The 24,828-nt window shown below is 72.1% G+C and carries 27 protein-coding genes; 20 read left to right on the top strand and 7 right to left on the bottom strand.

The features are described from left to right. The first annotated feature begins 79 nt into the window (after window positions 1-79). From ABZ911_RS07785 to ABZ911_RS07805, 5 genes are all read left to right on the top strand, one after another. A complete protein-coding gene (locus tag ABZ911_RS07785; RefSeq protein ID WP_358053060.1) occupies window positions 80-754 on the top strand; it encodes a response regulator transcription factor in 675 nt (224 codons plus the stop codon). After that, on the top strand, window positions 747-2,096 hold the full coding sequence (locus ABZ911_RS07790; RefSeq protein ID WP_358053062.1) for an ATP-binding protein: 1,350 nt from the start codon (window positions 747-749) through the stop codon (window positions 2,094-2,096). Before ABZ911_RS07785 ends, ABZ911_RS07790 begins: the two co-directional genes overlap by 8 nt. A 160-nt stretch (window positions 2,097-2,256) precedes the next feature. Continuing rightward, window positions 2,257-2,871, top strand: coding sequence for a TetR/AcrR family transcriptional regulator (locus tag ABZ911_RS07795; RefSeq protein WP_358053064.1), 615 nt, complete (start codon window positions 2,257-2,259; stop codon window positions 2,869-2,871). After that, the gene (locus tag ABZ911_RS07800) at window positions 2,868-4,196 is read left to right on the top strand and encodes an MFS transporter (protein ID WP_358053065.1); all 1,329 of its coding nucleotides are present in this window, start codon (window positions 2,868-2,870) and stop codon (window positions 4,194-4,196) included. Before ABZ911_RS07795 ends, ABZ911_RS07800 begins: the two co-directional genes overlap by 4 nt. Beyond that, window positions 4,193-5,617, top strand: coding sequence for an aspartate aminotransferase family protein (locus tag ABZ911_RS07805; protein WP_358053067.1), 1,425 nt, complete (start codon window positions 4,193-4,195; stop codon window positions 5,615-5,617). Before ABZ911_RS07800 ends, ABZ911_RS07805 begins: the two co-directional genes overlap by 4 nt. Here the strand turns inward: ABZ911_RS07805 and folP are convergent. From folP to ABZ911_RS07820, 3 genes are all read right to left on the bottom strand, one after another. Next, entirely contained in the window at window positions 5,602-6,456 is an 855-nt protein-coding gene (folP, locus tag ABZ911_RS07810; RefSeq protein WP_358053069.1) for a dihydropteroate synthase, read from the bottom strand. The two genes, ABZ911_RS07805 and folP, sit on opposite strands and share 16 nt — an antisense overlap. A gap of 61 nt (window positions 6,457-6,517) precedes the next feature. Continuing rightward, complete coding sequence (locus ABZ911_RS07815; protein ID WP_358053071.1) at window positions 6,518-7,387, bottom strand: LysR family transcriptional regulator; 870 nt, start codon at window positions 7,385-7,387, stop codon at window positions 6,518-6,520. A gap of 631 nt (window positions 7,388-8,018) precedes the next feature. Further along, a complete protein-coding gene (locus tag ABZ911_RS07820; protein WP_358053073.1) occupies window positions 8,019-8,477 on the bottom strand; it encodes a glycine zipper domain-containing protein in 459 nt (152 codons plus the stop codon). Between ABZ911_RS07820 and ABZ911_RS07825 the strand changes: the two genes are divergently transcribed. The 5 genes from ABZ911_RS07825 (at window position 8,422) to ABZ911_RS07845 (ending at window position 13,205) form a co-directional block, all read left to right on the top strand. Continuing rightward, window positions 8,422-9,129: a neutral zinc metallopeptidase gene (locus ABZ911_RS07825; RefSeq protein ID WP_358053075.1), complete on the top strand. Its 708-nt coding sequence runs from the start codon at window positions 8,422-8,424 to the stop codon at window positions 9,127-9,129. The two genes, ABZ911_RS07820 and ABZ911_RS07825, sit on opposite strands and share 56 nt — an antisense overlap. A 139-nt stretch (window positions 9,130-9,268) precedes the next feature. After that, window positions 9,269-10,804: an LCP family protein gene (locus tag ABZ911_RS07830; protein ID WP_358053273.1), complete on the top strand. Its 1,536-nt coding sequence runs from the start codon at window positions 9,269-9,271 to the stop codon at window positions 10,802-10,804. A 32-nt stretch (window positions 10,805-10,836) separates the two neighbouring features. Beyond that, a complete protein-coding gene (locus tag ABZ911_RS07835) occupies window positions 10,837-11,523 on the top strand; it encodes a DUF998 domain-containing protein (RefSeq protein WP_358053077.1) in 687 nt (228 codons plus the stop codon). Between the two features lie 97 nt (window positions 11,524-11,620). After that, on the top strand, window positions 11,621-12,979 hold the full coding sequence (locus ABZ911_RS07840) for a S8 family serine peptidase (RefSeq protein ID WP_358053079.1): 1,359 nt from the start codon (window positions 11,621-11,623) through the stop codon (window positions 12,977-12,979). Between the two features lie 4 nt (window positions 12,980-12,983). After that, a complete protein-coding gene (locus tag ABZ911_RS07845) occupies window positions 12,984-13,205 on the top strand; it encodes a hypothetical protein (protein WP_358053081.1) in 222 nt (73 codons plus the stop codon). Here ABZ911_RS07845 and ABZ911_RS07850 read toward each other — a convergent pair. Further along, window positions 13,202-13,924: an ABC transporter permease gene (locus ABZ911_RS07850; RefSeq protein ID WP_358053083.1), complete on the bottom strand. Its 723-nt coding sequence runs from the start codon at window positions 13,922-13,924 to the stop codon at window positions 13,202-13,204. The genes ABZ911_RS07845 and ABZ911_RS07850 overlap by 4 nt on opposite strands. Then, entirely contained in the window at window positions 13,921-14,658 is a 738-nt protein-coding gene (locus ABZ911_RS07855; RefSeq protein WP_358053085.1) for an ATP-binding cassette domain-containing protein, read from the bottom strand. The genes ABZ911_RS07850 and ABZ911_RS07855 overlap by 4 nt, the downstream gene beginning before the upstream one ends. Before the next feature lie 66 nt (window positions 14,659-14,724). Here ABZ911_RS07855 and ABZ911_RS07860 point away from each other — a divergent pair, with 66 nt between their 5' ends. From ABZ911_RS07860 to ABZ911_RS07870, 3 genes are all read left to right on the top strand, one after another. Continuing rightward, window positions 14,725-15,381: a TetR/AcrR family transcriptional regulator gene (locus ABZ911_RS07860; RefSeq protein WP_358053087.1), complete on the top strand. Its 657-nt coding sequence runs from the start codon at window positions 14,725-14,727 to the stop codon at window positions 15,379-15,381. Between the two features lie 318 nt (window positions 15,382-15,699). Then, window positions 15,700-16,506: a hypothetical protein gene (locus tag ABZ911_RS07865; RefSeq protein ID WP_358053088.1), complete on the top strand. Its 807-nt coding sequence runs from the start codon at window positions 15,700-15,702 to the stop codon at window positions 16,504-16,506. A gap of 165 nt (window positions 16,507-16,671) precedes the next feature. Then, complete coding sequence (locus ABZ911_RS07870) at window positions 16,672-18,414, top strand: hypothetical protein (protein WP_358053090.1); 1,743 nt, start codon at window positions 16,672-16,674, stop codon at window positions 18,412-18,414. Here ABZ911_RS07870 and rpsD read toward each other — a convergent pair whose 3' ends face one another. Continuing rightward, window positions 18,415-19,029, bottom strand: coding sequence for a 30S ribosomal protein S4 (gene rpsD / locus ABZ911_RS07875; protein ID WP_358053275.1), 615 nt, complete (start codon window positions 19,027-19,029; stop codon window positions 18,415-18,417). It lies immediately after the preceding gene. Window positions 19,030-19,106: 77 nt separating this feature from the next. On the opposite strand from rpsD, the gene ABZ911_RS07880 reads away from it, so the two are divergent. Together ABZ911_RS07880 and ABZ911_RS07885 are read left to right on the top strand one after the other, a co-directional pair. After that, entirely contained in the window at window positions 19,107-19,838 is a 732-nt protein-coding gene (locus ABZ911_RS07880; protein ID WP_358053092.1) for a DUF2470 domain-containing protein, read from the top strand. Between the two features lie 78 nt (window positions 19,839-19,916). Further along, window positions 19,917-20,372, top strand: a complete 456-nt coding sequence (locus ABZ911_RS07885; protein WP_358053094.1) for a hypothetical protein — start codon at window positions 19,917-19,919, stop codon at window positions 20,370-20,372. Here the strand turns inward: ABZ911_RS07885 and ABZ911_RS07890 are convergent. Beyond that, complete coding sequence (locus ABZ911_RS07890) at window positions 20,357-21,118, bottom strand: hypothetical protein (protein WP_358053095.1); 762 nt, start codon at window positions 21,116-21,118, stop codon at window positions 20,357-20,359. The genes ABZ911_RS07885 and ABZ911_RS07890 overlap by 16 nt on opposite strands. A gap of 159 nt (window positions 21,119-21,277) precedes the next feature. Here ABZ911_RS07890 and ABZ911_RS07895 point away from each other — a divergent pair, with 159 nt between their 5' ends. The 5 genes from ABZ911_RS07895 (at window position 21,278) to ABZ911_RS07915 (ending at window position 24,787) form a co-directional block, all read left to right on the top strand. Beyond that, complete coding sequence (locus ABZ911_RS07895; protein WP_358053097.1) at window positions 21,278-21,718, top strand: hypothetical protein; 441 nt, start codon at window positions 21,278-21,280, stop codon at window positions 21,716-21,718. Window positions 21,719-21,834: 116 nt separating this feature from the next. Beyond that, complete coding sequence (locus tag ABZ911_RS07900; protein WP_358053099.1) at window positions 21,835-22,374, top strand: hypothetical protein; 540 nt, start codon at window positions 21,835-21,837, stop codon at window positions 22,372-22,374. A 105-nt stretch (window positions 22,375-22,479) separates the two neighbouring features. Further along, window positions 22,480-23,052: an MFS transporter gene (locus ABZ911_RS07905; protein ID WP_358053101.1), complete on the top strand. Its 573-nt coding sequence runs from the start codon at window positions 22,480-22,482 to the stop codon at window positions 23,050-23,052. Window positions 23,053-23,123: 71 nt separating this feature from the next. Continuing rightward, the gene (locus tag ABZ911_RS07910; protein ID WP_358053103.1) at window positions 23,124-23,648 is read left to right on the top strand and encodes a copper chaperone PCu(A)C; all 525 of its coding nucleotides are present in this window, start codon (window positions 23,124-23,126) and stop codon (window positions 23,646-23,648) included. Then, entirely contained in the window at window positions 23,645-24,787 is a 1,143-nt protein-coding gene (locus ABZ911_RS07915) for a Dyp-type peroxidase (protein ID WP_358053105.1), read from the top strand. Before ABZ911_RS07910 ends, ABZ911_RS07915 begins: the two co-directional genes overlap by 4 nt. The last annotated feature ends 41 nt before the right edge of the window (window positions 24,788-24,828 follow it).

Consider the following 24,828-nt stretch of genomic DNA (forward strand, 5'->3'; position numbering starts at 1 on the left):
AGCTGAGCCTGAGACCGGCTGAGACGGCTCTCAGTCTTCTCAGCCGCCTCTCAGGCGGGCACCGCGAGAATGGGGAGTCATGAGGGTACTGGTGGTCGAGGACGAGCGGCGGATGGCCGCGGCGCTGCAGCGCGGCCTGCAGGCCGAGGGCTTCGCGGTGGACCTCGCCCACGACGGCGAGGACGGGCTGCACCAGGCCAGGCAGGGCGGCTACGACGTGGTGGTGCTGGACATCATGCTGCCGCGGCTGTCCGGCTACAACGTGTGCAAGCAGCTGCGCGCCGAGGAGAACTGGGTGCCGATCCTGATGCTGTCGGCCAAGGACGGCGAGTACGACATGGCCGACGGGCTCGATCTGGGCGCCGACGACTACCTCACCAAGCCGTTTTCCTACGTGGTGCTGGTGGCCAGGCTGCGGGCGCTGCTGCGGCGCGACGCCGGGCGGCGGCCCGCGGTGCTGAGCGCGGGCGACCTGACGCTGGATCCGGCGCGGCGCAAGGTGGCGCGCGGCGACCGCCAGGTGGAGCTGACGCCGCGGGAGTTCGCGCTGCTGGAGTACCTCATGCGCAGGCATGACGAGGTGGTGTCGAAGGCGGAGATCCTGGAGCACGTGTGGGACACCTTCGACACCGACCCGAACGTGGTCGAGGTGTACGTCGGCTACCTGCGCCGCAAGGTCGACGCGCCGTTCGGCAGGAACGCGCTGCAGACCGTGCGCGGCGCGGGCTACCGGCTGGCCGGCGACGGTGGCTGACTCCCCGAGGGTCCGCTGGCGGCGCAAGAGCCTGCGCTTCCGGCTCACCGCGGTCGCCTCGGCGGCGCTGGCCCTCGCCCTGGCGGTGTCGGCGTCGGTGCTGATGACCGTGCTCGGCCGGTCGCTGATCGGCACGGTCGACGACTCGACCAGGCTGCGCGCGCAGGACGTGCGGGCGCAGGCGGACGCGGGCGACCTGGCCAACCCGATCGGCACCGTGGACGGCACGCTGGTGCAGGTCCTCGACGGCACCGGCCGGATCACGCACAGCACCTACGGCACCGACCGCCTGGTCCCGCTGCTGGACGACCGCGACCGGGATCGGGCGATAGCCGAGGACCGCGCCCTGTACCTGGACGGCCGGCCGTACGGCATCCCGGGGCCGTTGCGCGTGGTGGTGGTCAGGGCCGACCGGGGGCAGACGGTGCTGGCCGCCAGGCCGGTCGGGGAGATCCAGGAGAGTCTGTCCATCGCGGGCCGGGTGCTGTTCGCGGGGACGCCGGTGCTGATCGTGCTGCTGGCCGGGGCGAGCTGGCTGATCATCGGCAGGACGCTGCGGCCGATCGCCTCGCTGCGCAAGGGCGCCGCCGACATCACGCACACGGCCAGGTCACGGCGGCTGCCGGTGCCCGAGGCGCGCGACGAGGTGTACTCCCTGGCCACGACACTGAACGACATGCTGGCCCGGCTGGAGGAGGCGGAGAGCCGCCAGCGCGCGCTGGTCTCCGACGCCGCCCACGAGCTGCGCAGCCCCCTGGCCAGCATGCGGCTGCAACTGGAGGTGGCGATCGGCCACCCGGAGGGCCAGGACTGGCGCGAGACGGCCGAGGGGGTGCTGGAGGACGCGATGCGCCTGTCCCGCCTGGCCGAGGACCTGCTCGCGCTGGCCAGGCTCGACGAACGCGGCGGCATCCCGGCCAGGAGCGAGCCGGTCAACCTGGACGAGGTGACCCGCCAGGTCGCCGACCGGTACGCCGAGGCCCGCCTGACCGCCTGCGACCCGGTGGTGGTGCACGGCGACGCGATCGACCTGAGCCGCGTCCTGACGAACCTGATGGACAACGCGGTACGGCACGCCGCCGCCAAGGTCGAGGTGTCGCTGACCGCCGACGGCGTGCTCACGGTCACCGACGACGGCCCCGGCATCCCCGAGCAGGACCGGGAGCGGGTGTTCAACCGGTTCACCCGCCTGGACGACGGCCGCAGCCGCGACGAGGGCGGCGCGGGCCTCGGCCTGGCGATCGTCCGCGAGACGGTCCGGGCGCACGGCGGCACCGTATGCCTGGAGGACGCGGGGCCGGGCCTGCGGGCGGTCGTCCGGTTGCCGCCGCGCGCCCTCTGACGCGTCACGCTCGCGAAAGCAGATCGAAAGCACGCCCGCCTAGCGTCAGACGGTCGCGCGTCCCGTGGCGATCTTGCATTCCGCTTCATGCCAGGCGATCTGCGCGAATCCCTCCATCAAGCGATTGACCAAGTGCGGGTGCCTGACCTACCGTCTCCGCATGACCCAGGCCGACACGATCCTCAAGGTGGCCACCACCCTGTTCGCCGCCCTCGGGTACGACGGCACGTCGACCCGTCAGATCGCCGACGCGGCGGGGCTGAACATCGCCACCGTCAACTACCACGTGGGCGGCAAGCGCGAGCTGTACCTCGCGGTGATGGAACGCTCCGCCGCCGCCGAGCGCGAGGCGCTGGAGCAGGCGACCGCCGAACTGGCCGGCGGCGACCCGGTGGCCGCCATCCACCGGCTGGTCGACCGCTACCTCGACTTCTGCGTGGACAATCCGGAGATCCCCGCGCTGTGGATGCACCGCTGGCTCTCCGACGCCGCCGACGTCACCGAACTGGAGCGGGAGTACGTCAAGCCGCTCGTGTCCGCCGTCACAGGCTCGCTGCGGCCCGCCGCGGCGGTGGGGGTGATCGCCGCGGACGTCGACGTGGAGTACGCGGTGTGGAGCGTCATCTGGTGCGTGCACGGCTTCGCCAGGGGCGGCGTCCTGGACGAGGAGGGCCGGCGCAGGGGCGCGGGCGACCGTACGGCGGTGCGCCGCTTCCGCGCGCACCTGCATCGGTCGCTGCACCGCGCGCTGGGCCTGCCGGGCGAGGCGCCGTGACCACGACGGCCGGGCGGCTGGGCCGGGACCGGCTGCTCGGTTACGGGATCGGCTCGGTCGGCACCGGCGTGTTCTCCGCGGTGCCGGGGCTGCTGCTGCTCTACTACCTCACCGACATGCTGGGCGTCTCGGCCGCGCTGGCCGGGGCGGTGCTGGTCGCGCCGAAGATCTGGGACGTGCTGCTCAACCCGCTGGTCGGCGCCGTCAGCGACCGCGAGGCGGTGCGGACCGGGAGGCGCGGGCGATTACTGCTGCTCGGGTCGCTCACCCTGCCGCTCGGCTTCGCGGCGATGTTCGCGGTGCCCGGCGACGTGCCGGGGGCGGTGTGGGCGGGGGCGGCCTTCCTGCTGGCCGCCTCGGCGTTCGCCTGCTTCCAGGTGCCGTACGTGGCGCTGCCCGCGGAGATGTCGGCGAGCCAGGCCGAGCGGACCAGGATCACGTCGTGGCGGGTGGTGTGCCTGACCGTCGGAATCCTGGTCGCGGGCGGGCTGGCCCCCGCGGTGGTGGACCTGGCGGGCGGCGGGCGGGCCGGGTACGCGGTCATGGGCGTCGCCATCGGCGCGGTGATGGCGGCGGCGCTGGTGAGCGCGACGCTGTCGACCCGCTGGGTGGTCTCCCGGCCGGGGCCGCGCCCGCTCGGGCCGGTCGCGGCCTTCCGCACGGCCCGGGGTAACCGGCCGTTCTTCGCGCTGCTGTCGGCGTTCGTGGCGCAGGCCCTGGGCGTGGCGGTGATGCTGGCCGGGGCGCCGTACGTCGCGGCCTACCGGCTCGGCGACTACGGGCTGACGTCGGTGATGTTCGTCTGCCTGGTCGGGCCGAGCATGCTGGCCGTACCCGGGTGGGCGCGGCTGGCGCGCGCCTACGGGATGGTGCGCTGCTACCTGGCGGCGACGCTCGGCTTCGGCGTGGCGGCGCTGGCGATGATCCCGGCGATCGGCGCGGGCGCGCTGGTCCCCACGCTCGCGCTGACCGCGCTCGCGGGCGTGTGCTACGCCGCGCTGCAACTGCTGCCGCTGTCGATGCTGCCCGACACCGTGCACGCCGACGCCGCCCGCACCGGGCACGCCCAGGCGGGCGCGTTCACCGGTCTGTGGACCGCGGGCGAGACCGCGGGCCTGGCCGTCGGGCCCGGACTGTTCGCGCTGGTGCTGGCGCTGACCGGGTTCGTCTCGGCGCCCTTCGACGCGCCGGCGGTCCAGGGACCGTCCGCGCTGACCGGCCTGCTGCTCGGCTTCACCGCGCTGCCCGCCGCCCTCATGCTGCTCAGCCTGCCACCGATCCTGCGGTACGGCAGGCTCGCCCCGACCCCGAAGGAGACCGGTTGAACCTCCCCGACACCGGCCGCGCCACCGACGACCTGCTCGCCGAGATCGCCCGGCTGCGCGCGCACGACCTGCCCGTGCGCGGCGGCCAGGTGACCGCCTACGTCTACGACACCGGGCGGGCGGAGGTGCACGAGGCCGCCGCGCACGCCTACTTCGAGATGCTGGAGGTCAACACCCTCGACCCGACCGCCTTCCCGAGCGTCGTGGAGATGGAGCGGCAGGTCGTCGGCGCGGTCGCGGACCTGCTGGGCGGCGGGCACGGCATCTTCACCAACGGCGGCACCGAGTCGATCATGCTGGCGGTGAAGGCCGCGCGGGACGGCTCGCGGGTGGCGGGACGGCCGAACATGGTGGTGCCGGTGACCGCGCACCCCGCCTTCCACAAGGCGGCGCACTATCTCGGTGTCGAGGTGCGGGCCGTACCCGTCGACCTGGTGACCTACCGGGTGGAGCCGGAGGCGGTGGAGGCGGCGATCGACGGGGACACCGTGCTGGTCGTGGTCTCGGCGCCCTCCTATCCCCAGGGGGTCGTCGATCCGGTGGAGAAGGTGGCCGCGCTCGCGCGGGACCGGGGGGTGGCCTGCCACGTGGACGCGTGCGTGGGCGGGTGGCTGCTGCCGTGGCTGCGCGAGGCGGGCGCGGACGTGCCCGCGTTCGACCTGTCCGTGCCCGGGGTGACCTCGATCTCCTGCGACCTGCACAAGTTCGGCTACGCGCCCAAGGGCGCCTCGGTGGTGCTGTTCGCCGATCCCGCGACGCGTCGCCGGGCGTACTTCGCGTCGGGGGCGTGGCCGGGATACACGGTGATCAACGCCACCGTGCAGAGCTCGAAGTCGGCGGGGCCGCTGGCCGGCGCGTGGGCGACATTGCAGGCCCTCGGCCGGGACGGCTACCTGGAACTGGGCCGGGCCACCCTGCGGGCCGCGACCAGGTTGCGGGAGGGCGTCGCGGCGATCCCCGGGCTGCGGGTGCTGGGCGGCCAGGAGTCGTCTCTGGTCGCCTTCGCCGGGGACGACGTCGACGTGTTCGTGCTGTCCGACGAGGCCCGCCGCCGGGGGTGGTTCATCCAGCCGCAGCTCTCCTACGCGGGCATTCCGGCCAACCTGCACGTCACCGTCACCGGGGTCACGCTGCGGGGGGTGGAGGCGATGCTGGAGGTGATCGCCGAGTCGGCGGCTGCGGCGCGGTCCCGGGGGCCCGCCGTCCTTCCGGACGGGCTGGTGGAGCTGATCGCGGGACTCGACCTCGACGCGCTCGACGACGCCACGTTCGCCGAACTCGCCGCCTCGGTCGGGATCGACCTGACCAGCCGGGACCAGCCGGAGATGGCGGTGGTCAACGCGGTGCTCGACGCGCTGCCTGCGCGGGTCCGCGAGGCGATCCTGGTCCGCTTCCTGTCGGTGATCTACAGCGGGACCTGACGGCGGTCCGGCCGCCGACCGGGGATCTGGGCGAGCGCGGTGCGCGCGGAGGCCGCGTCGTGGACGCGGAACACGCGCGCGCCCTGCAGCGCCGAGACGGCCAGCGTGGCGATGGTGCCCGCGTGCCGCTCCGCCACCGGCAGGCCGCCGAGTGTCTCGCCGACGAAGTCCTTGTTGGAGACGGCGACCAGCACCGGCCAGCCGGTGGCGACCATCTCGTCCAGGCGGCGGCTGACCTCCAGCGAGTGGAAGGTGTTCTTGCCGAAGTCGTGCGCGGGATCGATCAGGATCGACTCGCGCGGCACCCCGGCGGCCACCGCCTTCTCGGCCAGCGCCACGGTGTAGGAGACGACGTCGGCCACCACGTCGTCGTAAGCGATCCGGTGCGGCCGGGTGCGCGGCTCGACCCGGCCCGCGTGCGCGCACACCAGGCCGACGCCGTGCCTGGCGGCCACCTCGGCCAGACCGGGGTCCACGCCGCCCCAGGTGTCGTTGAGCAGGTCGGCGCCCGCCCTGGCGACCACCTCGCCGACCTCGGCCCGCCAGGTGTCGACGCTGATCACCAGCTCGGGGTGCCGCTCCCGGACCGCCTCGACCAGGTCGGCGACCCGGCGGATCTCCTCGCGGGCGTCCACGTCCTCGCCCGGCCCCGCCTTCACGCCGCCGATGTCCACGATGTCGGCGCCGCCCTCGACCGCGCGGTCCACCGCCTCCAGGGCGGCGCCGAAGCCGTAGGTGCGGCCCTGGTCGTAGAAGGAGTCGGGGGTACGGTTGACCACGGCCATCACCGCGAACTCGCCGGGGCCGAACTGCCTGCCGCGCAGGCGCAGAGTGCTCATCACCACCGAGCCTACGGAAAGATCGCGGCAGGCGGTACATCTCCATCCGCGAGCCGGGGTGCTAGGCGGCCGAGCCCTTCTCGGCGGTCAGCAGGAAGTCCTGGGCGATCAGCGGCAGGCGACGGCGGGCGTGGACGACGGCGATCACCCGGCGTACCGCGGGTTCCAGTGAGCGGACCACCAGGCCCGCCCGGCTGGCCTGCTCGGCCATGCCGCGGTACCAGAGCAGGGAGGCCTGGCCCGAGCGGACGGCGTGGAGCCAGCCGTTGCGCTCGTCGGTCTCCAGCACCACGACGGGGCTGACGGCGTACTTGCCGAACATCGCGTCGAGTTCCCTGCGGCGTACGCTGCCGCGCGCGGGCAGGGCCAGGCGCAGGCCGTCGAGCCTGAGCATGGGAACGGGATCGGGCAGGTCGAGGCCGGGCGGGGAGATGAGCACGATCTCCTGGCGTTCCAGCGGGTGGGTGATCAGGTCGGTGGGCACGGGCAGGTCCGTGAGGCCGAGGTCGGCCCGCTGTTCCCTGATCGCGCTGACCACGGCGTCCCGGCCGTCGCAGCGCACGATGTGCACCCGCACCCCCGGGTGCTCGGCCGCGTAGGCGGGTAGCAGCCGCCCGGCCAGCCCGGGTTCGAGGTTGGGGGTGGAGGCGATGCGCAGCTCCGCCTCCGAGGTACCGGCGTGATGGGACAGGGCCTCGATCTCGCCGACGGCGTCGAGGGCCTCCCTTGCCAGCTTGACGACCCTGCGTCCCTGCGCGGTGACGACGACACCGCGCCCGGAGCGGGCGAAGAGGGTCATGCCGAGCTCGCGCTCCAGGTCCCTGATCGCACGTGAAAGCGCAGGCTGTGCGATGTAGAGCGACCTGGCCGCGTCGGTCATGGTGCGGTGCTCCGCAGTCGCGACCACGTAGCGGAGCTGCTGCAGGTTCATGCCTTTGAAGCTAGGACAACGCCCGCCGCGCGGTCCGGGACATAGCGGAGATCACCTCGAATGATTTCGGACCGTGACCGAGTACCGCTACATCCGTGACGGGTGATAAATCAGTATGCTTCTGCCCCAAATTTGGCAAAGGTCCGAACCGTCATGCCGGTTTCGGACAATGGGGGCAAAGGGGACACAGGGTGACAGGTAACGGGCAGTATCCCCCACCGCCCCAGGATCCCCGCCGCCAGCCTCCACCCGGCAGGCCCCACCAGGGTTACCCGCCGCCGCCCCGGCCGCAGGCGCAGCCGTACCAGGAGCCCGCCACCCGGCAGTACCGCCCGGCCCCACCGCCGCAGGCTCCGCCCCAGGGCCCGCCTTACGGGCCGCCCCAAGGCCAGCCCTACGCTCCCCCGTCACCCCAGGGTCAGCAGCCTTACGCGCCGCCCCAGGGTCAGCAGCCTTACGCGCCCCCGCCCGCGCCGCCGCAGGGCCAGCCGTACCAGCAGCCTCCGCCGCCGCCGGGCCCGTACGGCCCGCAGGGGCCTCAGTATCAGCAGGGCGGTCAGTGGCCGCCCCAGGGACACCGGCCGCCGCCGCAGGGGCCCGGTTGGACGCCGCCCCCTCCCCCGCCGGGCCCCTACGGGTCGTGGCAGCGCCCGCAGCCGCGCAAGAGGTCCGGTGGCGCGGCGGGGATCCTGATCGCCGTCTTCGGCTCGGTCGCGGCTGTCTTCCTGCTGCTCGTGGTCGCCGCCGCGATCTTCAAGAACTCTCCACTGACCGACACCACCTCGCCCGTCGCGCTGCCCACCCACACGCCGCGCGAGAGCGACCGCCCGATCGGACGGGAGAGCGACCAGCCGACCCGACCCACCGAGCGCCCGACCCGCCAGCCCACCCAGGAACCCACCCAGGAACCCACCAGGGAACCCACCAGGGAACCCACCAGGGAACCCACCCAGGAGCCGAGCAGGCCGCCGGAGCAGGAGACGGTCAACCAGCCGGCCCAGGTCAGCCTGAACACGGGACTGACGAACAACACGATGTACCGGGCCGGCGCGCTGCCCAGGACGAACTGCCGCGCGGGCAACGCCAACATCTACAGCCACAGCCAGCTCAAGGCGCTGATCCTGAAGACCGGCAAGTGCATGGACCAGGCGTGGGGGCCGATCCTGAACCGGCAGGGCATCGACTGGAGCCCGCCCGGCTACGCGATCGCCGCCAAGCGCGGCAGGGGCGCCTGCGGCGACTACCCGTCGGCCGGGAACATGGTGCCGTACTACTGCCCGCGCAACAACACCATCTACGCCTCCACCTCGGCGATGGCCAGGGGCAACGGCAACTCGATCGGGTACGGGCAGATCAGCTCGTGGCACGGCGCGATCATCAGCATGATGGCCCACGAGTACGGTCACCACGTCCAGAACATCACCGGCATCCTCGGCTCGCACTGGCAGAAGCATTTGGGCTCCAGCAGCAAGAGCGGCCGGCTGGCACTGAGCCGAAAGCTGGAGCTCCAGGCTACCTGCTTCGGCGGCATGTTCATGCGCGCGGTGGCGAGCAGCTATCCGGTCACCTCCAGCGGGCGCGGAACGCTGTACGCGTTCTATGCCAGAGTGGGCGACTTCCCTGGATATCCTCGCGATCATGGCAGTCCGGCGAACAACAACCGGTGGTTCCGCCAGGGGTGGGAGAAGAACAAGGCGTTCCAGTGCAACACTTGGCTCGCACCGGCATCGACGACGTCGTAGCTTCATGAACCGTTCATCCCGGTTTCGGCATCTGTCAGTGATGTCCCTATATGGGGGCTAGAATCCTGGCAATCTCATGCTCAACGGGGGGCAAAGCCGCGGTTTTGCCTGGTACGACGTTTGAAGGAGCGGTGTGACGATGCGCCTTGGGGGAGATCGTGCCGCCGGAGGCAGGAAACGGCGTACCCCTCGTCGGCCCTCTGGTCAGGCACCGCGCTTTGCCAAGCGCCTCAACCCGGCCTCGATCATCGGCTGGACGGCCCTGTCGGCCATCCTGCCCGGGGCCGCCCACCTGCGGGCCGGGCGCCGCCGTACCGGGTTCGCGCTGCTGGGCGGCTTCGGGCTGCTGCTGCTCGCCGGGCTGGTCTTCGCCCTCACCCGCACCGAAGAAAACCTCGGCGCGCTGGTCCGCGACAGCGTCCTGATGTCGGTCAGCATCGGGGCCGGGATCGGGGCGCTGTGCTGGTTCGCCCTCATCCTCGTCTCCTACATCACCCTCGGCCCCGACCGTCTCAACGGCCGGGGGCAGATCATCTCCGGCATCGCGGTCGGCATACTCTGCGTGGCGGTGACCGCGCCGTTCGCGCTGGCCGCCAACACCGCGCAGACCACCCGCGACACCTTCAAGGGCATCTTCCCGTCCGTGCCCGACGACGGCACGAAGGCCGAGCCGGTCAAGCACGAGGACCCGTGGAACGGCAAGGAGCGGGTCAACTTCCTGCTCGTCGGCGGCGACGCCGCGGGCAACAGGACCGGGGTGCGCACCGACAGCATGACCGTGGCCAGCGTGCACGTGAAGACCGGCAACACCGTGCTGTTCAGCCTGCCGCGCAACCTGCAGCACGTGCGCTTCTCGCCCAACTCGCCGCTGGGCAAGCACTACCCCAACGGCTTCATGGCCGAGTTGGGCAGCGGCGGCCTGCTGAACGAGGTCTGGCAGTTCGCCAACGACCACCCCGAGATCATGGGCGGCCGCAACCGGGGCGCCAAGGCGCTGATGGACGGCATCGGCCACACCCTCGGCATCAAGATCGACTACTACGCCCTGGTCAACATGTACGGCTTCGCCGACCTCGTCGACGCCATCGGCGGCCTCAAGATCCGCGTCGACAGCGACGTCAAGTGGGGCGGCCTCTACGGCACCGCGGGCACCATCAAGGCCGGCTACCAGCGCCTGTCCGGCGAGGAGGCGCTCTGGTACGGCCGCTCGCGGGTGGGCAGCGACGACTTCTCCCGGATGGCCCGCCAGCGCTGCGTCATCGGCGCCTTCGCCCAGCAGGCCACCCCGGACAAGATCCTGGCCAACTTCACGAAGATCGCGCACGCGGCCCGGCGGATGGCCCAGACCAACATCCCGCAGCCGCTCCTGGAGCACCTGGCCACGCTGGCCCTCAAGGTGAAGGGCGCCAAGATCACCAGCCTGCAGTTCGTGCCGCCGCACTACTGGCCCGGCTCGGCCGACTGGAACAAGATCCGTCGCGCGTCCGCCAAGGCGCTGAACGACTCGCTCAAACCCTCCCGTACCGCCCTGGCCGCGAACGTGAGCGCCTCCCCCGGCAGCCCCTCCGCCGGCGTCACGCCGAAGCCGACCAGGACCCGCCCGAGCACGCCGTCCCAGACGCCGACGCGGAACAACCAGGCGGCCCAGTCGCTGTCGGAGCTGTGCGGCCTCTGACACGGCCGGTGATCGCCGGGTAGGGTTCCGGCATGACCGTGCCTTTACGGGTGGAACGGGCGCTGCTCACCTGCGGCGTCGTGGGTCCTCCGCTGTTCGTCGTGGCCTTCCTCGTCGAGGGGGCCACCCGCGCGGGCTACGACCCGATGCGGCACCCGGTGAGCGCGCTGGCACTCGGCGAGCTGTGGTGGACGCAGACCGCGAACTTCATCGTCACCGGCCTGCTGCTGGTGGCCTTCGCCGCGGGCCTGGCCCCCGCGTTGAGGCGGCGCTACGAGGCGGGCCCCTGGGCGCCCGTGCTGGTCGGCATGATGGGCGTCGGCCTCATCGGGGCGGGCGTGTTCCCGACCGACCCGGTCAGCGGCTACCCGGCCGGCACCCCGATGCTGCTGCCCGTCCCGACCGACGACGGCATGCTGCACGACGCCTTCTCGGCGCCGGTCTTCCTCGCGCTGCCGGTCGCCTGCTGCGTGGTGGGCTACCGGTTCGCCCGCGCGGGCCGTACGGCGTGGGCGGTGTACTCGTTCGTGACCGCGCCCGCGTTCCTGGCCGGGTTCGTCCTGGCCTCGGGGGGTTTCAGTCAGAGCCCGGCCCTGATGCCGATCGGCGGGCTGCTGCAGCGGCTGACGCTCGTCATCGGGTGGGTGTGGCTGACCGCGCTGGCGGCACATCTCCTCCGCGCCGAAAATCAAAGTCCCGTTCGCGGGGAAATGGGGTAATCCAGCAGGTCACAACCCTGAAGAGTCGCTGGACGCGGTCCTGCGGATGGAGGAATGTGGGGAGGTTCGTTCCCTCCAGAGAGTTCGGTGGTCTCCCATGCGGGTCCTGATCCAGCTACGTCCATCCCCCGACCTGGTCGCGGCGGTGGCCGATCCCGGGCGGCGCGCGACGACGGCCGACGTCGCCGACGGCCTGCCCGGCGTCGCGCTCGACACCGCCTTCACCCCGGTGGCCGTTCCCCGGCCACTCCCCGCCACCGGCGGGGATCCGCTCTCCCTCAACCAGCCGCTGACCTTCTCCCTGGCCGCCGACGACGCCTCGGTGCTGGTGCGCGGCGAGATCGCCGACGACGAGCTGTCCACCCGGCTCGCGCTGCTGCCGACGCTGCGGCCCGACGTCGTGGGCGTCTTCGCCGACCCAGTCATCGAGTCGAACCTGACCTGCGGCGGCGACGCCCCCGTGGGCGACTGGCACGACGTCGAACGGCTGATGAACGTGGCCGCGCTGAACGCCGCCGGGCTCGACGGGCAGGGCGTGGCGCTGGCCGTGCTCGACACCGGCATCAACGCCGCGCACGTGGCCAGAGCGCTCGGACGCGGCGTCACCCTCGACGCCGAGCGCAGCTGGAACCCTTCCGGCGTGAGCGGCAGACCCGGCGAGTTCGAGGTGGACCACGGCACGATGTGCGCGTTCGACGCGCTCATCGGCGCGCCGCAGGCCTCCCTCATCGACATCCCGGTGCTGCTGTCGCCCCGGCCGGGCGGCTCGGCGCTGGACGGCTTGCTGTCGGACGCGGTGGCGGCCTTCGCGCACCTGCGCACGGTGCTGGACGCCCAGCCCGCCGACTCCAGGTCGCTGGTGGTGAGCAACTCGTGGGGGTCCTTCTCCCCCGCGTGGGACTTCCCGCCCGGCCACCCCGGCAACTACTCCGACAACGCCGCCCACCCGTTCAACCTGATCGTCGCGGCCCTCGACGGGGCGGGCGCGGACATCCTGTTCGCGGCGGGCAACTGCGGGCGCGAGTGCAAGGACGGCAGGTGCGCCTACCCCGACCGGCCCATCGGCGGCGCGAACTCGCACCCGCGGGTGCTGTCGATCGGCGGGGTGGACGTCAACAACGAACGGGTCGGCTACTCCTCGCAGGGGCCCGGACGGCTGACCACCCGCAAGCCGGACGTGTGCGCCTACACGCACTTCTCCGGGTCGAAGGCGTTCGGCGACGACGCCCCCGACTCGGGCACCTCGGCCGCCTGCCCGGTGGCCGCCGGACTGGTCGCGGCGATCCGCACCCAGTGGCCCGCCTCGCGCCTGTCACCGTCGCAGCTCCGCTCGCTGCTGCGCCGTACCGCCGAGGACCGCAGCGACGTGGGCTTCGACTTCGACTACGGCTTCGGCGTGGTGTCCACCGCCGCGATCGTCGCCGCGTTGCAGAGGCGGGCGAAGAGCGTAGCGTGATGACATGGTCCTCATCACCGTACGGCTGCCGCGGGGCGCGACGCTCGCCGACGCGATCGAGCGCCTCGGCCTGTCGGAGGACGAGGTCGACACCGGCTACGGCCTGGTGCTCATCGACCCCGACCAGGGGCTGTACGGCCTGCGTGTGACGGACGAGGCGGGCCACCGGGCCGGCCCGCCTTACTCCGACCCCCGGATCGAGCCGTTCGGCCCGCCCCGGGACTAGGCCCCGGCCCTGCTGAAGACGCGGGTGCCGACGGCCAGGCAGACCGTGGCGAACACGGCCGTCACGAGTGTGCCCGCCAGCACGGTTCCGGTGAGGTAGTGGCCGGCGAACAGGTCGCGCAGCGCCTCGACGACGTACCGGAACGGGCTCAGGTGGGAGAGCGCGTCCAGCCACGGCGGCGCCATCGACATCGGCAGGAAGGCCCCCGACAGCAGGATCAGCGGCACGACCGCGGTGGTCATGACGGGCGCGAACAACTCCTGGTTCATCGTCAGCCCGATCGCGCACGACAGCGCGGCCAGGCTGACGCCGAGGACCACGACCAGCAGCAGCCCGGCGAGCACGCCGCCCAGCGGGGCGCGCAGGCCGAACGCGTAGCCGACGGCGACCAGCACCGACGTCTGGACGACCAGCGTGACGGCGTTGTCGAGCACCCGGCCGAGCAGCAGCGACAGCCGGGGCGCGGGGGTGACCCTGAGCCGCTCCAGCGCGCCCGAGCGCTTCTCGAAGACGATGCCGAACCCGGCCAGGCCGGTGCTCATCAGCGCGAGCTGGATGATCAGGCCCGGCACCAGGGTCTCCCAACTGCCGATGGTCGCGAACAGCGGCCCGAACAGCACCAGGAACAGCATGGGCTGCACGGCGGTGAACACGATGCCGTACTTGTGGGCCAGGGTGAGCGCCAGGTGATGGCGGAACACCAGCCAGGTCTCCCTCATGCCGGGCTCCCTTCGCGCAGCGAGCGGCCGGTGATGGACAGGAAGGCGTCGTCGAGCGTGCCGCCAGCCTTCAGCTCGTCCGGGGTGCCCTCGGCGACGATGCGGCCGTGGTCGATGATCAGCAGCCGGTCGCAGAGAGCGTCGGCCTCGTCGAGGTAGTGCGTGGTGAGGAACACGCTCACGCCGTGTTCGGCGCGCAGCGCCCGGATGTGGTCCCACAGGTTGGCCCGGCTCTGCGGGTCCAGGCCGGTGGTGGGCTCGTCGAGGAACAGCAGCACCGGTTGGTGGACGAGGGCGAAGGCGATGTCGAACCGCCGTCGCTGGCCGCCGGAGAGGGTCACCCCCATCCTGGTCTCCAGGCCGCCGAGCTCCAGCAGGCCCAGCAGTTCGGCCACCCGCTCGTGGGCCTGGGGGCGGCTCAGGCCGTACAGCATGGCCTGCAGGAGCAGGTCGGTGCCGACCGGGGTGGCCGGGCTGAGGCCGCCGGACTGTGCGACGTAGCCGATGCGGCGGCGCACGCCGCGCGGGTCGGCCAGCAGGTCGTGCCCGGCCAGCGTGGCGGTGCCCGCGGTGGGGCGCAGCAGGGTGGTCAGCATGCGCATCGTGGTGGTCTTTCCGGCGCCGTTGGGGCCGAGGAAGCCGACGATCTCGCCGGCCCGCACGGTCATGTCCACGCCGCGGACGGCTTGCACGCCGTCCTTGAAGGTCTTGCTCAGACCTGAAACCTTGATCATGTGATCGCCTCCAAAATTAGAGTAGCTTAAATTTTAGAGTGACCGCAAAGTTGTATCCTTGGGGGCATGGAAGAGGGCCTGCGCGAGCGCAAGAAGCGGGAGACCCGGCAGCGGATCGCCGATGTGGCGATGGGGCTGTTCATGGCCCGCGGGTTCGAGCATGTGACCGTGGCCGAGGTGGCGCGCGCCGCGGACGTGTCGGTGAACACGGTGTTCAACTACTTCGGCACCAAGGAGGACCTGTTCCTCGACCGCCAGGACAACGCCGAGCGACTGGCCGCCCAGGTCGTCCGGGACCGCCGGCCGGGCGAGGGCGCGGTGGCGGCCGTACGGCGTGACTTCCTCGACGCGCTCGACACCCGGCACTGGCGGTACGGGCTCAACGAGGGCGGCGACCTGTTCGCCAGGCTGGTGAGCGAGAGCCCTTCGCTGCAGGCGCGACTGAAGGTGATGCACGATCGCCGGGAGGCGCTGCTGGCCGAGACGCTGGCGGAGGAGTCCGGCGCCGATCCCGACGACCTCACGCCCGCGATCGTCGCCGCCCAGCTCCTGGCGGTCACCCGCATCGTGGCGGGCCAGGCGGTCCGGCGGAAGCTCGCCGGGGAGAGCTGGGACGAGATCGCGCCCGACGCCACCCGGCAGGCCGAGCGGGCGTTCGACCTGCTGGAGTCGGGGGTGGGCGACTACTGCACGGCCCCGCCGCGCGCCGGTCACCCGGCGTAGCATTCTGTCCCCGTTTGTTTGAATTAAAGGCTGGAAATCGCGATATCCGGCGCACTCTCAAAGACGATCATCCCTTTGCTCGTTGATAACTCCCCAGGCAGGTTTCACCTCTATAACCGGGGTATCTCCGAGCTTGTCGCCACTGTCACGGCGCAGCAGGGATTCAGATTCTCTGGAATCTTCTAGTCTTCGGGAAGTGAGATGTCCCTTCTTAGTCATGGGACCGTCCAGCGCCTTCGCCACGGAAGTCGCGCCGTTTCATGGATGGCCACAGCGACGATTTCCGGAATTATCATCGCGTCGTCCTTTCAGACGTCGGTGAACGCCTCCGCCGAAAGCGCGTTCGGACCTCCCGGTGAGCGGAAGGCCGCGGGCAACACGCACGGGCGCCTGCTCGACGGCGGCCTCGGCTGCGGCAGAGGCAGGCCCTGCCGCAAGCACGGGAAGAAGCCCTGTCCCGGCACGCCGTGCAAGAACGACTCCTGCAAGTGCCCGACCGGCCCCCAGGGCAAGACCGGCCCGCCCGGCCCGCAGGGTCAGGCCGGGCCCACCGGACCCACCGGTCCGCCGGGCGCGACGTCGGGGACCACCGGCCCCACCGGGCCGAGGGGCGCGGTCGGGCCCACAGGACCGAAGGGGGTCGCCGGTCCCACCGGACCGTCAGGCCCGCAGGGCGGCACCGGGGTCACCGGGCCTGCGGGCCCGCAGGGCGGCGTCGGAGCCACCGGGCCCTCGGGGCCGCAGGGCCAGCCGGGAAACACCGGGCCCACCGGCCCGCAGGGCATCCCCGGCGCCACCGGGGCCATGGGGCCGGGAGCGAGCATCGACAGCGCCCAGCGCGCCAACACCCACTTCACGCTGCTCGTCCCCACCGGTGGCGGCCTGGTCGTCCGGGACTCGAGCAAGAAGCCGCCGTGGCACGACCTCAGCTCGCTCATCCCGCCCGGCGAGAAGGTGATCGCCGCCACCGTGGTGGACCAGGGCCAGCCGCCCGCCAACGATATTCACATCTCCATCCTCACCGAGGACGGCGACGTCTACCAGACGGCGTGCGTCACGTCGGGAGGGTACAACTGGCCGAGGAACTGCTCCGCCTTCGTGCTCAACTCCCCGCCGAACAACTGACCCGGCGAAACGACTGACGCCGTGCCCGGAGAATATCCGGGCACGGCGTTACCGCGTGAAGAGACAAAACAGAGCCGACGGCGACGCTCAAGGCGCTCGCCGGTGAAAAGCCCGCGACTAGGGTGTGAAATCAGTTCTGTCGATTTCACCATCTCAGAGGCCATCGTGGGACCAACCGCCGTCGCGTCACCCCGTGTCACGTCCCCCGCCGCGGAACTCCCCGACCGCACCCGCTTCTGGGCGCTGACGCTGCTGGCCGGCTGGATGGCACAGGCCGCGCTCCGCATGGCCGTCTCCTTCCAGCACGCGATGCCCATCCTCGTCCCCGACGAGAGCGGCTACCTCCTGGCCGCCCGCCTCATCTCGGGCGGGTCGCCCAGCGACCTGTCCGGGCGGACCTTCTACCAGGGCGGATACTCACTCCTCCTGGCCCCCGTCTACTGGATCAGCGACGACCCCGCCACCGTGTACCGGCTGGTCCTCGTCATCAACGCGCTGGCCGGCGCGAGCCTCCTGGTGCTGGCGTACCTGGCGTTGCGCCGGATGGGCCTGCCGAGAGGCCGAGCCTGCCTCCTCGCGCACGTGACCGCGCTGATCCCCTCCGCGATCTACTACTCCCAGTTCGCGCTGACCGACGCCGTGCTCCCGGTGGTCGTCCTCGGCTGGCTGCTCCTGCTGCACGGGTGGCTCGGCGGAGGCGGGCGGCTGCACGGCGTCGCGGCGAGCGCGGCCGCCGCGTACGCGTACAGCACGCACGCGCGCGGCCTGATCATCCTGGTGGCGCACGCCGGACTGCTCGTGGTCGTCGCCCTCCGCCGCCGCGGGACGATCGGGCGCGACGTCGCGGCCATGGCCCTGGTGGCGGCGCTCGGGGCGGGCGCGGGCTGGGCGCTGAACAGCTGGGTGCGGGCCGAGCTCTACCCGGGCGGCGTCGCCCCGCTGGGCGACTGGCTCACCGACCGGCTGACCACCCTGGACGGCCTGGCCTGGACGGTCTCCGTCGCCGCCGGCCAGCTCTGGCACGTGATCGTCGCCACCTGGGGCCTGGCGGGCGTCGGCCTGCTCGCCCTGGCGGCGACCGCCTTCCGCCGCGCCGCCCCTCCAGCGGACCGGCTGCTCGCGGGCGTCACGCTGGCCGCGATCGCGGGGGTGGCCGTGGCGACCTCGGCGGCGCTGCCGGGCGAGGGCACCGTCGCGAACCACGCCTACGGCAGGTACCTGGCCTGTTTCACGCCCGCGCTCGTCGCGGCCGGTCTGGTGGTGCTGACCCGTGCCCGTACGGCCACGGCGATCAGGGCGGCTCTCGGGACCGCGGCGCTGACCGTCGTGACCGCGGGAATCGTCTGGCTGCACGCGGGCGAGAGCCTGTCCCGCGACTTCTTCGGCGTGTTCGACTTCCCCGAGATCTGCTTCCTGACCTGGGACTGGGACGCCCTGAACCTCTGGCGGGCCACGGTGACCGCCACGCTCCTGCTCGCCCTCGCCACCCTGGTGCGGGCCACGGCCGGCCGCCGGACCGGGCTGATCGCCGTGGCCGCCGCCTGCGTCGCCGTCGAACTGGCGATCACCGGGGTGACCGTGGTCAAGGTCTCCGTCCCCTGGGGGAGGATCCTGAGCTTCGCCACGGACCTGGCGCCCGCCGGGTTGCGTCCCGATGATCGGGTGGGCGTCGACTACCAGGGGGTCCACTGGCGGATCTGGGTCTCGCAGGCGTTCGCCGTACGGCGGAAGCTGGTCCCCGTCGATCCGTCCCGCGGCCACTTCCTGCCCGCGGACCTGAGTCTGGTCGTCGTGCCGTGGCCGGCGGGTGCCGGGATCGAGGGCACCTGGCCCGCGGCGCCGCCCGGCTGGCGGCCGGTCGCCGGGAACCAGAACCAGGCGGGCAGTTGGGCCGCCTGGCGCCGCTGATCACCTGGAGTAGAACTCGACCACCAGCTGCTCGTCCACCGGGACCGCGATCTGCTCGCGGGTCGGGTGGCTGAGCAGCGTGAAGCGCAGGTCGGCGTGGTCCACCGACAGGTAGGCGGCGGTCCGCTCGTCGGCGTACACGCCCTCGGCCGCCGCGACGAACGGCTGCATGGCCCGCGAGCGCTGCCGTACCGCGATGACCTGGCCGGGCTTGACCAGGTAGCTGGGGATGTCCACCTTGCGGCCGTCGACCGTGATGTGGCCGTGCGTGACGTACTGGCGGGCGGCGTAGATGGACGGGGCGAGGCCGGCCCGGAGTACGAGCGAGGCGAGGCGGGTCTCCAGGATCGCGACGAGCTCGGCGCCCGAGGCGCCCTCCCGGCGCACCGCGAGGTCCCAGTAGCGGCGCAGCTGCCGCTCGGCGACGTCGTAGTACCAGCGCAGCTTCTGCTTCTCCATCAGCCGCAGCCCGTAGTCGCCGGTGGTGCGGCGGTTGGTCTTGCGGCCGTGCTCGCCCGGCGGGTAGGGGCGCTGTTCGAAGTAGCGGACGGCTTTCCTGGTCAGCGGAACTCCCGCACGTCGGGACAGTCGCACCTTCGGGCCGGTGTAGCGCACGTTCACCTCAATATGGTTAGGTAGACCTTACTAAGGCAAGCCTAACCTATGTCGAGCGACAACCTCAAGGAGACGCCATGCCGCTGCTCGCCCCGCCGCTCCCCGAGCGGATCCGCACGCTCGCCGGAGCCTCCGCCGTCACGCACGCCTGCGTGGCGGGCTCACCCATGCCCGCCCGGCGCGCGCACGGCGGCGTCGACGCGAGCGGCCGGCCGCTGCTGCTGGTCCGCCCCGGCGAGGAGCTGTACGGCCTGCGCGGCGACGCGGTCGTCACCGTGGACCTGAACGCGGTGCGGATGATCGGCGCGGTGGAGCACCCGCGCTCGCTGCTCAAGGTGCAGGGCTGGGCCGAGGCCGTACCGCCGGAGACGGCGCGCGAGGCCGCGATCGCGATCGCGGCGCACAGCCCCGACGACGCCCTCTTCGAGGCCCTGGAGCGGTACGGCGAGGCGGGCGCGCCCCAGTTGCTCCGCGTGGACGTCGGCCAGGTGGTCTACCTGACCGGGCAGGAGTCCGGCGTGCTCGACGCCGAGGAGTACCTGGAGGCGGCGCCCGACCCGCTGGCCGAGGTGGCCGAGCGGGTGCTCGCGCACGTCAACGGCGCGCACCGGCCGCAGCTCGGCGCCGGGGTCTCCCAGTTGCTCGACGCGCCCGCCGAGGACGCCTGGCTGTGGGAGCTCGACCGCTTCGGCGCCACCGTGCGACTCGGCGTCGAGGACCCGTCGCTGGCGCGTTTCCCGTGGCCCGAGCCCGTGGAGAGCGGCGTGTCGCTGGAGAGTTCGCTGCGCGCGTTGCTGTGCGCCTGCTGACATCCGTGCGATTGACCTCGCCCGCTGGTTGACTGGTTACCGACAGTGACGGTTACCACCGACGAAGGGGCACGCTCAATGAGGTTCGCGACGATCGCGGCGGCGCTGGCGCTCACGGCAGGTCTGGGGGTGGTGGGCCCGCCCGCCACAGCGGCGCGGGCCGGCGCCACACCCAACCGGTGCGCGGAGAAGTTCGGCGACGACTTTAAGATCCTCGACAGTCACTTCGTCAGGAACGTGAAGAAGCCGCACAAGGTCTTCGGCGTGGCGTACCTCACCTACAACCACCAAACCGGCGCCAACTGCGCCTGGACCGAGAAGGTCATCGACAGGGGCGAACGCTCGTTCACCAAGGTCGAGCTCTGTAACACGGCGACCGGCGAGTGCGTGGGCGAGGCGAGCCGATTCAAGATCTACGCGGGCCCCGCCCAGGTGGTGGCCAGGGCACAGTGCGTCCGGCTCAGCGCCCGGATCAACGGGCCCAAGGGGGCCTACGGGCTGTTCACCAGCGAGAGCTATCACTGCGGCGCCTGACGCGCCGACGGCGTGATCGGGCCGTGCAGGCGCACGCCTTCGGCGGCCAGCCGCTCGTCGTAGGCGTCGCCCAGGTCCCGCAGCGCCTGCGGGCAGTCACCGGCGTACGCGGGCCCGTGCATGAGGCCGAGCGTACGCGGTGACAGCTCGGCCAGGGCGCGGATGGCGGGGCCCGTGCCGGGGGTGAGGCAGGTGGCGCCGTAGACGTCCTCGGCGGCCAGCGCGCCGGAGATGAGCTCGCGCTCGGTCAGCGCCAGACCTTCGCCCATCGCGGTGAACAGGTCGCCGCACAGCAGCGTCGAGGTGGTCTCCTCGAACAGGACGCCCGCGTCCCAGCCGTGCGGGATGTGCGGCGTCTCGATCCGCCGTACCCGCCTGCCGCCGAGGTCGATCACCTCGCCGTCCGCCAGCGGGCGCGGCGGGCGGTCGGCCAGGTCGTTGATCGAGACGGCGCAGCCGAGCGCGCCGTGCGCCACCCGCGCCTGCGGGGCGGCGGCCAGCCACAGGTTCATCGCCCCGCACTCGTCGGCCTCCAGATGGCCGAAGGTGATCCAGCGCAGCCGCTCGACCGGCATCACGCTCGCCACCGCGGACGACACGAGCGGGAAGAGGGCGCGCAGGCCCGTGTGGAACAGCAGCGGCTCCTCGGCCACGACGAGGTACTGGTTGAAGGCCAGGTCCGCGTCGGGCACGTAGGTGGACAGCCGGTACACGCCGGAGGCGATCTCGGTGACGTCGGTCCTCATCCCCTCACTCTGCGCCCATGTGCTCTCCCTGTCACGACCATCTGCGCCTCACCTGCGCAAATGACCTCGACTTCGCCTCTTGACTCGCCCATACTGATCAACGTCAGAGCGTAGCGCTCCGACCACTCAACGTGTTCGATCAGCTTAAGGAGGCTCACCTTGCCCCTCAACGGGCCGAAGGAACGCATCACGATCAGGTCTCTGGGCGTCATCCTGTTCACCGCCCTCATGCTGGGATCCTGGACCGCCACACCGGCGCACGCGGACGTCGTCCTGAACGCGCCGTACGTCCTGTCGCACGACGACTCGGTCAGCTCGGCCGCTGCCCGCCTGGTCCTGCAACGGGACGGCAACCTCGTCGTCTACGACGAGTTCAACTCGCCCCGGTGGGCCAGCAACACCGTGCACAGGGGCCACCGGGCGGTGTTCCAGACCGACGGGAACTTTGTCGTCTACACCGTCTCCGGCAAGCCCGTGTGGGCGTCCGGCACGCACGGTCACCCCGGGTCCCGGCTCAGCGTCCAGGACGACGGCAACGTCGTGATCTACGACGGCAGCCAGGCGATCTGGGCCACCGGCACCGACCACCTCGCTCGCTAGCGGCCAGGAAAAGCTCCGGACCGGGCCCGTCCGGAGCTTTTCCTTTGCCCCGAAGGTCCAGGCGTTCGGGCGGGTAGTTCCCCATTCGAGACCAGTTGTCACTACGATCTTCGTTCGTGACTGCCCCCAGCCCGGCCGCACACCCCGAGCGGAGCAGGCGGGCCCTGATGACCGTCGCCGTGCTCGCCGGCACGCTCATGCTGGCCGCCGCCGTGGTCGTGGCCGGTTTCGCGCTCACCTCCAGGTCGCTCAGCGAGGTCGGTGGCGGAGAGCCGCCGCGCGCCAACGCCATCCGTCCCGTGCCCGCCGGATCGGCCCGGCCCAGCGCTCCCGCCTCCGCGCTTCCCAGCGGAGTCCCCAGCGAGGACCAGGTCACCTCGCCCGTGCGGCAGATCACGCCGACCCCCGCGCGGTCCTCGAAGTCGCCGCTGTCCCGCAAGGTCAAGGAGCACGGGGTCAAGCCGACCCGCCAGCCGCCGACGACCGCGGTGACCCCCTCCCCTGAGAGGGAACCCGGCGACGACGTGGTGACCACGCTGAACGCCACCCACCCACCGGTCGGCCACTCCCCCACCCCGACCCACACCAAGAAGAAGAAGCACCGCCGCCAGAACCCCCGACCCACCCCGCAGGAATCGCTCGACTTCGACCGCTGACCCCATCCGAGCACCGCCTGCCCGGTCCGGTGAACGCCGGCGAGTGCCTGAACGGCGGGTGCGGAGGCGGGGGCGAGCGGGGTACGTGGGAGGATTCCCCACACGATGACCGCCTCACTGTCCTTCCGCTTGGTGCGTGCCACGGCGTTCGCCGTGGTCTGCGCCGGGCTTGGGGTGCTCGCGCACATCGTCGCGGGCGGGACGGTCTCGCTGGGCAGCGCGATGACCGGTTTCACGGCGTCCTTCGCCGCCGGAGCCCTCGTCTCCGGCCGGGAACGCGGTCCCGCCGCCGTCCTGGCCCTGCTGACCACCCTGCAGGTGGCTCTTCACCTGCTGTTCTCCCTCGCGCACACCGTGTCCACGCCGGACCTCGCGTCCCCTGCGCTCGCCGGCGGTGCGCACGCGCACGCGGGCCTGGTGCCCGGCCTCGGCATGCTGGTCATGCACGGCTGGGCGGTCGGGCTGACCGCGCTCTGGCTGGCGCGCGGCGAGGCCGCCCTGTGGGCGCTGGTGCGCCGCATCGGGGTACGGCTCGGCCTGCGCCTCCCGCTCGCCCCCGGCCCGATCGTGGTGCCGTTCCACGCGGCGCCGCCCTCCTCCCCGCTCGTCCTGCGTTCCGCGCTGCTCGAGCACGTGGTGAGCGGTCGCGGCCCTCCCCTCTCCCTCCGCACCGTCTGAAACGGCCCAGGGCCGTAGGAGGAGTCCTGGCTGGACTCCCGCCATGCCATGACCAAGGGAGAGAGATTCGTATGGACGTTCGCCGTGTGCTCTGCGTCGCGTTGGTGTCGATGGCCGGGCTCGCCGGCTGTACGGGCACCCCGGACGCCGCCGCGCCGCCCGCGCCGAAGGCCGCGCAGGCCGCCGCCCCGGGCCCGGTGCTGAGCATCACCGACCCGTGGGTGAAGACGATCAAGGGAGGCGGCGGTATGAGCGCCGCCTTCGGGACGCTGGTGAACAGCGGGGACACCGCCGTCACGGTCCTGAAGGCCGCCACCCCGGCCGCACCGCGAGTGGAACTGCACGAGACCGTGCAGGAGGCCGGGAAGATGGTGATGCGCCCCAAGGAGGATGGGTTCACCATTCCGGCCAAGGGGACGCTGACCCTCGAACCCGGCGGGAACCACATCATGCTCATGGACGTGAAGAACCCGGTGAAGCCTGGCTCCGAGGTGCGTTTCACGCTCACGCTGAAGGACGGCTCGGTCATGGAGTTCACGGCCGTGGGCAAGGACTTCGCGGGGGCCAACGAGGAATACCAGCCGGGGCACCAGTGAGGGCGGACGGGCTGAGCCGCCGGGGCCTGCTCGCGGGCGGGGCGGCGGCGCTGGCCGCGTACACCACGGAGAAGGCGGTCACCCAGCCGCCCGCGGCGACGGGGACGAGTGTGGAACCGTTCCACGGGGTCCACCAGGCGGGGGTCGCGACGCCGCCGCAGGCCCATGGCGTGTTCGTCGGGCTCGACCTGCGGAGCGGGACCGGCAGGGACGAGGTCGCGCGGCTCATGCGGCTGCTCACCGACGACGCCAGGCGGCTGACCCAGGGCAAGGGGGCGCTGGCCGACACCGAGCCGGAGCTGGCCGCGCTGCCCGCGCGGCTGACGGTCACCTTCGGGTTCGGGCCGGGGCTGTTCGAGGCCGCCAAGGTACGGCACCGCCACCCCGGCCCCCTGCCGCGCTTCTCGGTCGACCGGCTGGAGGAGCGCTGGAGCGGCGGCGACCTGCTGCTGCAGATCTGCGGCGACGACCCGGTCTCGGTGGCGCACGCCCTGCGGATGACCTTGAAGGACACCCGCTCGTTCGCCAAGATCCGGTGGGTGCAGCGGGGGTTCCGGCAGGCGACCCAGCGGGCGGGGCTGACCCAGCGCAACCTGATGGGCCAGCTCGACGGCACCGTCAACCCTGTCCCCGGCACGCCCGACTTCGAGCGGGCGGTGTGGATCGGGCAGGGGCCGCTGGCCGGAGGCACCACCCTGGTACTGCGCCGGATCAGGATGCTGATGGACACCTGGGACGCCGCCGACCGGGTGGCGAAGGAGTTCAGCGTCGGCAGGCGGCTCGACACGGGGGCGCCGCTGACCGGGAAGGCCGAGCACGACGAGCCGGACTTCGAGGCTCTCAACGGGCTCGGGTTCCCGGTGATCGCCAGGGAGGCGCACATCAGGCGGGCCCGGGTCGCCGATCCGGGGTCGCGGATGTTCCGCAGGGTCTACAACTACGACGAGGGGCAGGCCGACTCGGGGCTGCTGTTCGCCGCGTACCAGGCCGACGTGGAGCGGCAGTTCACCCCCGTCCAGCGGGCGCTGGCCGAGGTCGACCTGCTGAACGAGTGGATCACCCCGATCGGCTCGGCCGTCTTCGTCATCCCCCCGGGGTGCGCGGAGGGCGGCTGGGTCGGCGAGACCCTCCTCGGCTGACCGGGCCGGGCGGTCCTCCGGGGACATCCTGCGACGGGTGT

Source organism: Nonomuraea sp. NPDC046570 (assembly GCF_040645915.1).
Lineage (GTDB): Bacteria > Actinomycetota > Actinomycetes > Streptosporangiales > Streptosporangiaceae > Nonomuraea.

What these genes read in the sequence shown, in the direction of transcription:
- ABZ911_RS07885 (WP_358053094.1), top strand. Translation starts at nt 19,917, where the DNA reads ATGAGGTTCGCGACGATCGCGGCGGCGCTGGCGCTCACGGCAGGTCTG.
- ABZ911_RS07785 (WP_358053060.1), top strand. Translation starts at nt 80, where the DNA reads ATGAGGGTACTGGTGGTCGAGGACGAGCGGCGGATGGCCGCGGCGCTG.
- ABZ911_RS07845 (WP_358053081.1), top strand. Translation starts at nt 12,984, where the DNA reads ATGGTCCTCATCACCGTACGGCTGCCGCGGGGCGCGACGCTCGCCGAC.
- ABZ911_RS07820 (WP_358053073.1), bottom strand. Translation starts at nt 8,477, where the DNA reads ATGTTGGCGTTGCCCGCGCGGCAGTTCGTCCTGGGCAGCGCGCCGGCC.
- ABZ911_RS07830 (WP_358053273.1), top strand. Translation starts at nt 9,269, where the DNA reads ATGCGCCTTGGGGGAGATCGTGCCGCCGGAGGCAGGAAACGGCGTACC.
- ABZ911_RS07825 (WP_358053075.1), top strand. Translation starts at nt 8,422, where the DNA reads ATGTACCGGGCCGGCGCGCTGCCCAGGACGAACTGCCGCGCGGGCAAC.
- ABZ911_RS07835 (WP_358053077.1), top strand. Translation starts at nt 10,837, where the DNA reads ATGACCGTGCCTTTACGGGTGGAACGGGCGCTGCTCACCTGCGGCGTC.
- ABZ911_RS07850 (WP_358053083.1), bottom strand. Translation starts at nt 13,924, where the DNA reads ATGAGGGAGACCTGGCTGGTGTTCCGCCATCACCTGGCGCTCACCCTG.
- ABZ911_RS07860 (WP_358053087.1), top strand. Translation starts at nt 14,725, where the DNA reads ATGGAAGAGGGCCTGCGCGAGCGCAAGAAGCGGGAGACCCGGCAGCGG.
- ABZ911_RS07910 (WP_358053103.1), top strand. Translation starts at nt 23,124, where the DNA reads ATGGACGTTCGCCGTGTGCTCTGCGTCGCGTTGGTGTCGATGGCCGGG.
- ABZ911_RS07890 (WP_358053095.1), bottom strand. Translation starts at nt 21,118, where the DNA reads ATGAGGACCGACGTCACCGAGATCGCCTCCGGCGTGTACCGGCTGTCC.
- ABZ911_RS07840 (WP_358053079.1), top strand. Translation starts at nt 11,621, where the DNA reads ATGCGGGTCCTGATCCAGCTACGTCCATCCCCCGACCTGGTCGCGGCG.
- folP (WP_358053069.1), bottom strand. Translation starts at nt 6,456, where the DNA reads ATGAGCACTCTGCGCCTGCGCGGCAGGCAGTTCGGCCCCGGCGAGTTC.
- ABZ911_RS07815 (WP_358053071.1), bottom strand. Translation starts at nt 7,387, where the DNA reads ATGAACCTGCAGCAGCTCCGCTACGTGGTCGCGACTGCGGAGCACCGC.
- ABZ911_RS07880 (WP_358053092.1), top strand. Translation starts at nt 19,107, where the DNA reads ATGCCGCTGCTCGCCCCGCCGCTCCCCGAGCGGATCCGCACGCTCGCC.
- ABZ911_RS07795 (WP_358053064.1), top strand. Translation starts at nt 2,257, where the DNA reads ATGACCCAGGCCGACACGATCCTCAAGGTGGCCACCACCCTGTTCGCC.
- ABZ911_RS07855 (WP_358053085.1), bottom strand. Translation starts at nt 14,658, where the DNA reads ATGATCAAGGTTTCAGGTCTGAGCAAGACCTTCAAGGACGGCGTGCAA.
- ABZ911_RS07905 (WP_358053101.1), top strand. Translation starts at nt 22,480, where the DNA reads ATGACCGCCTCACTGTCCTTCCGCTTGGTGCGTGCCACGGCGTTCGCC.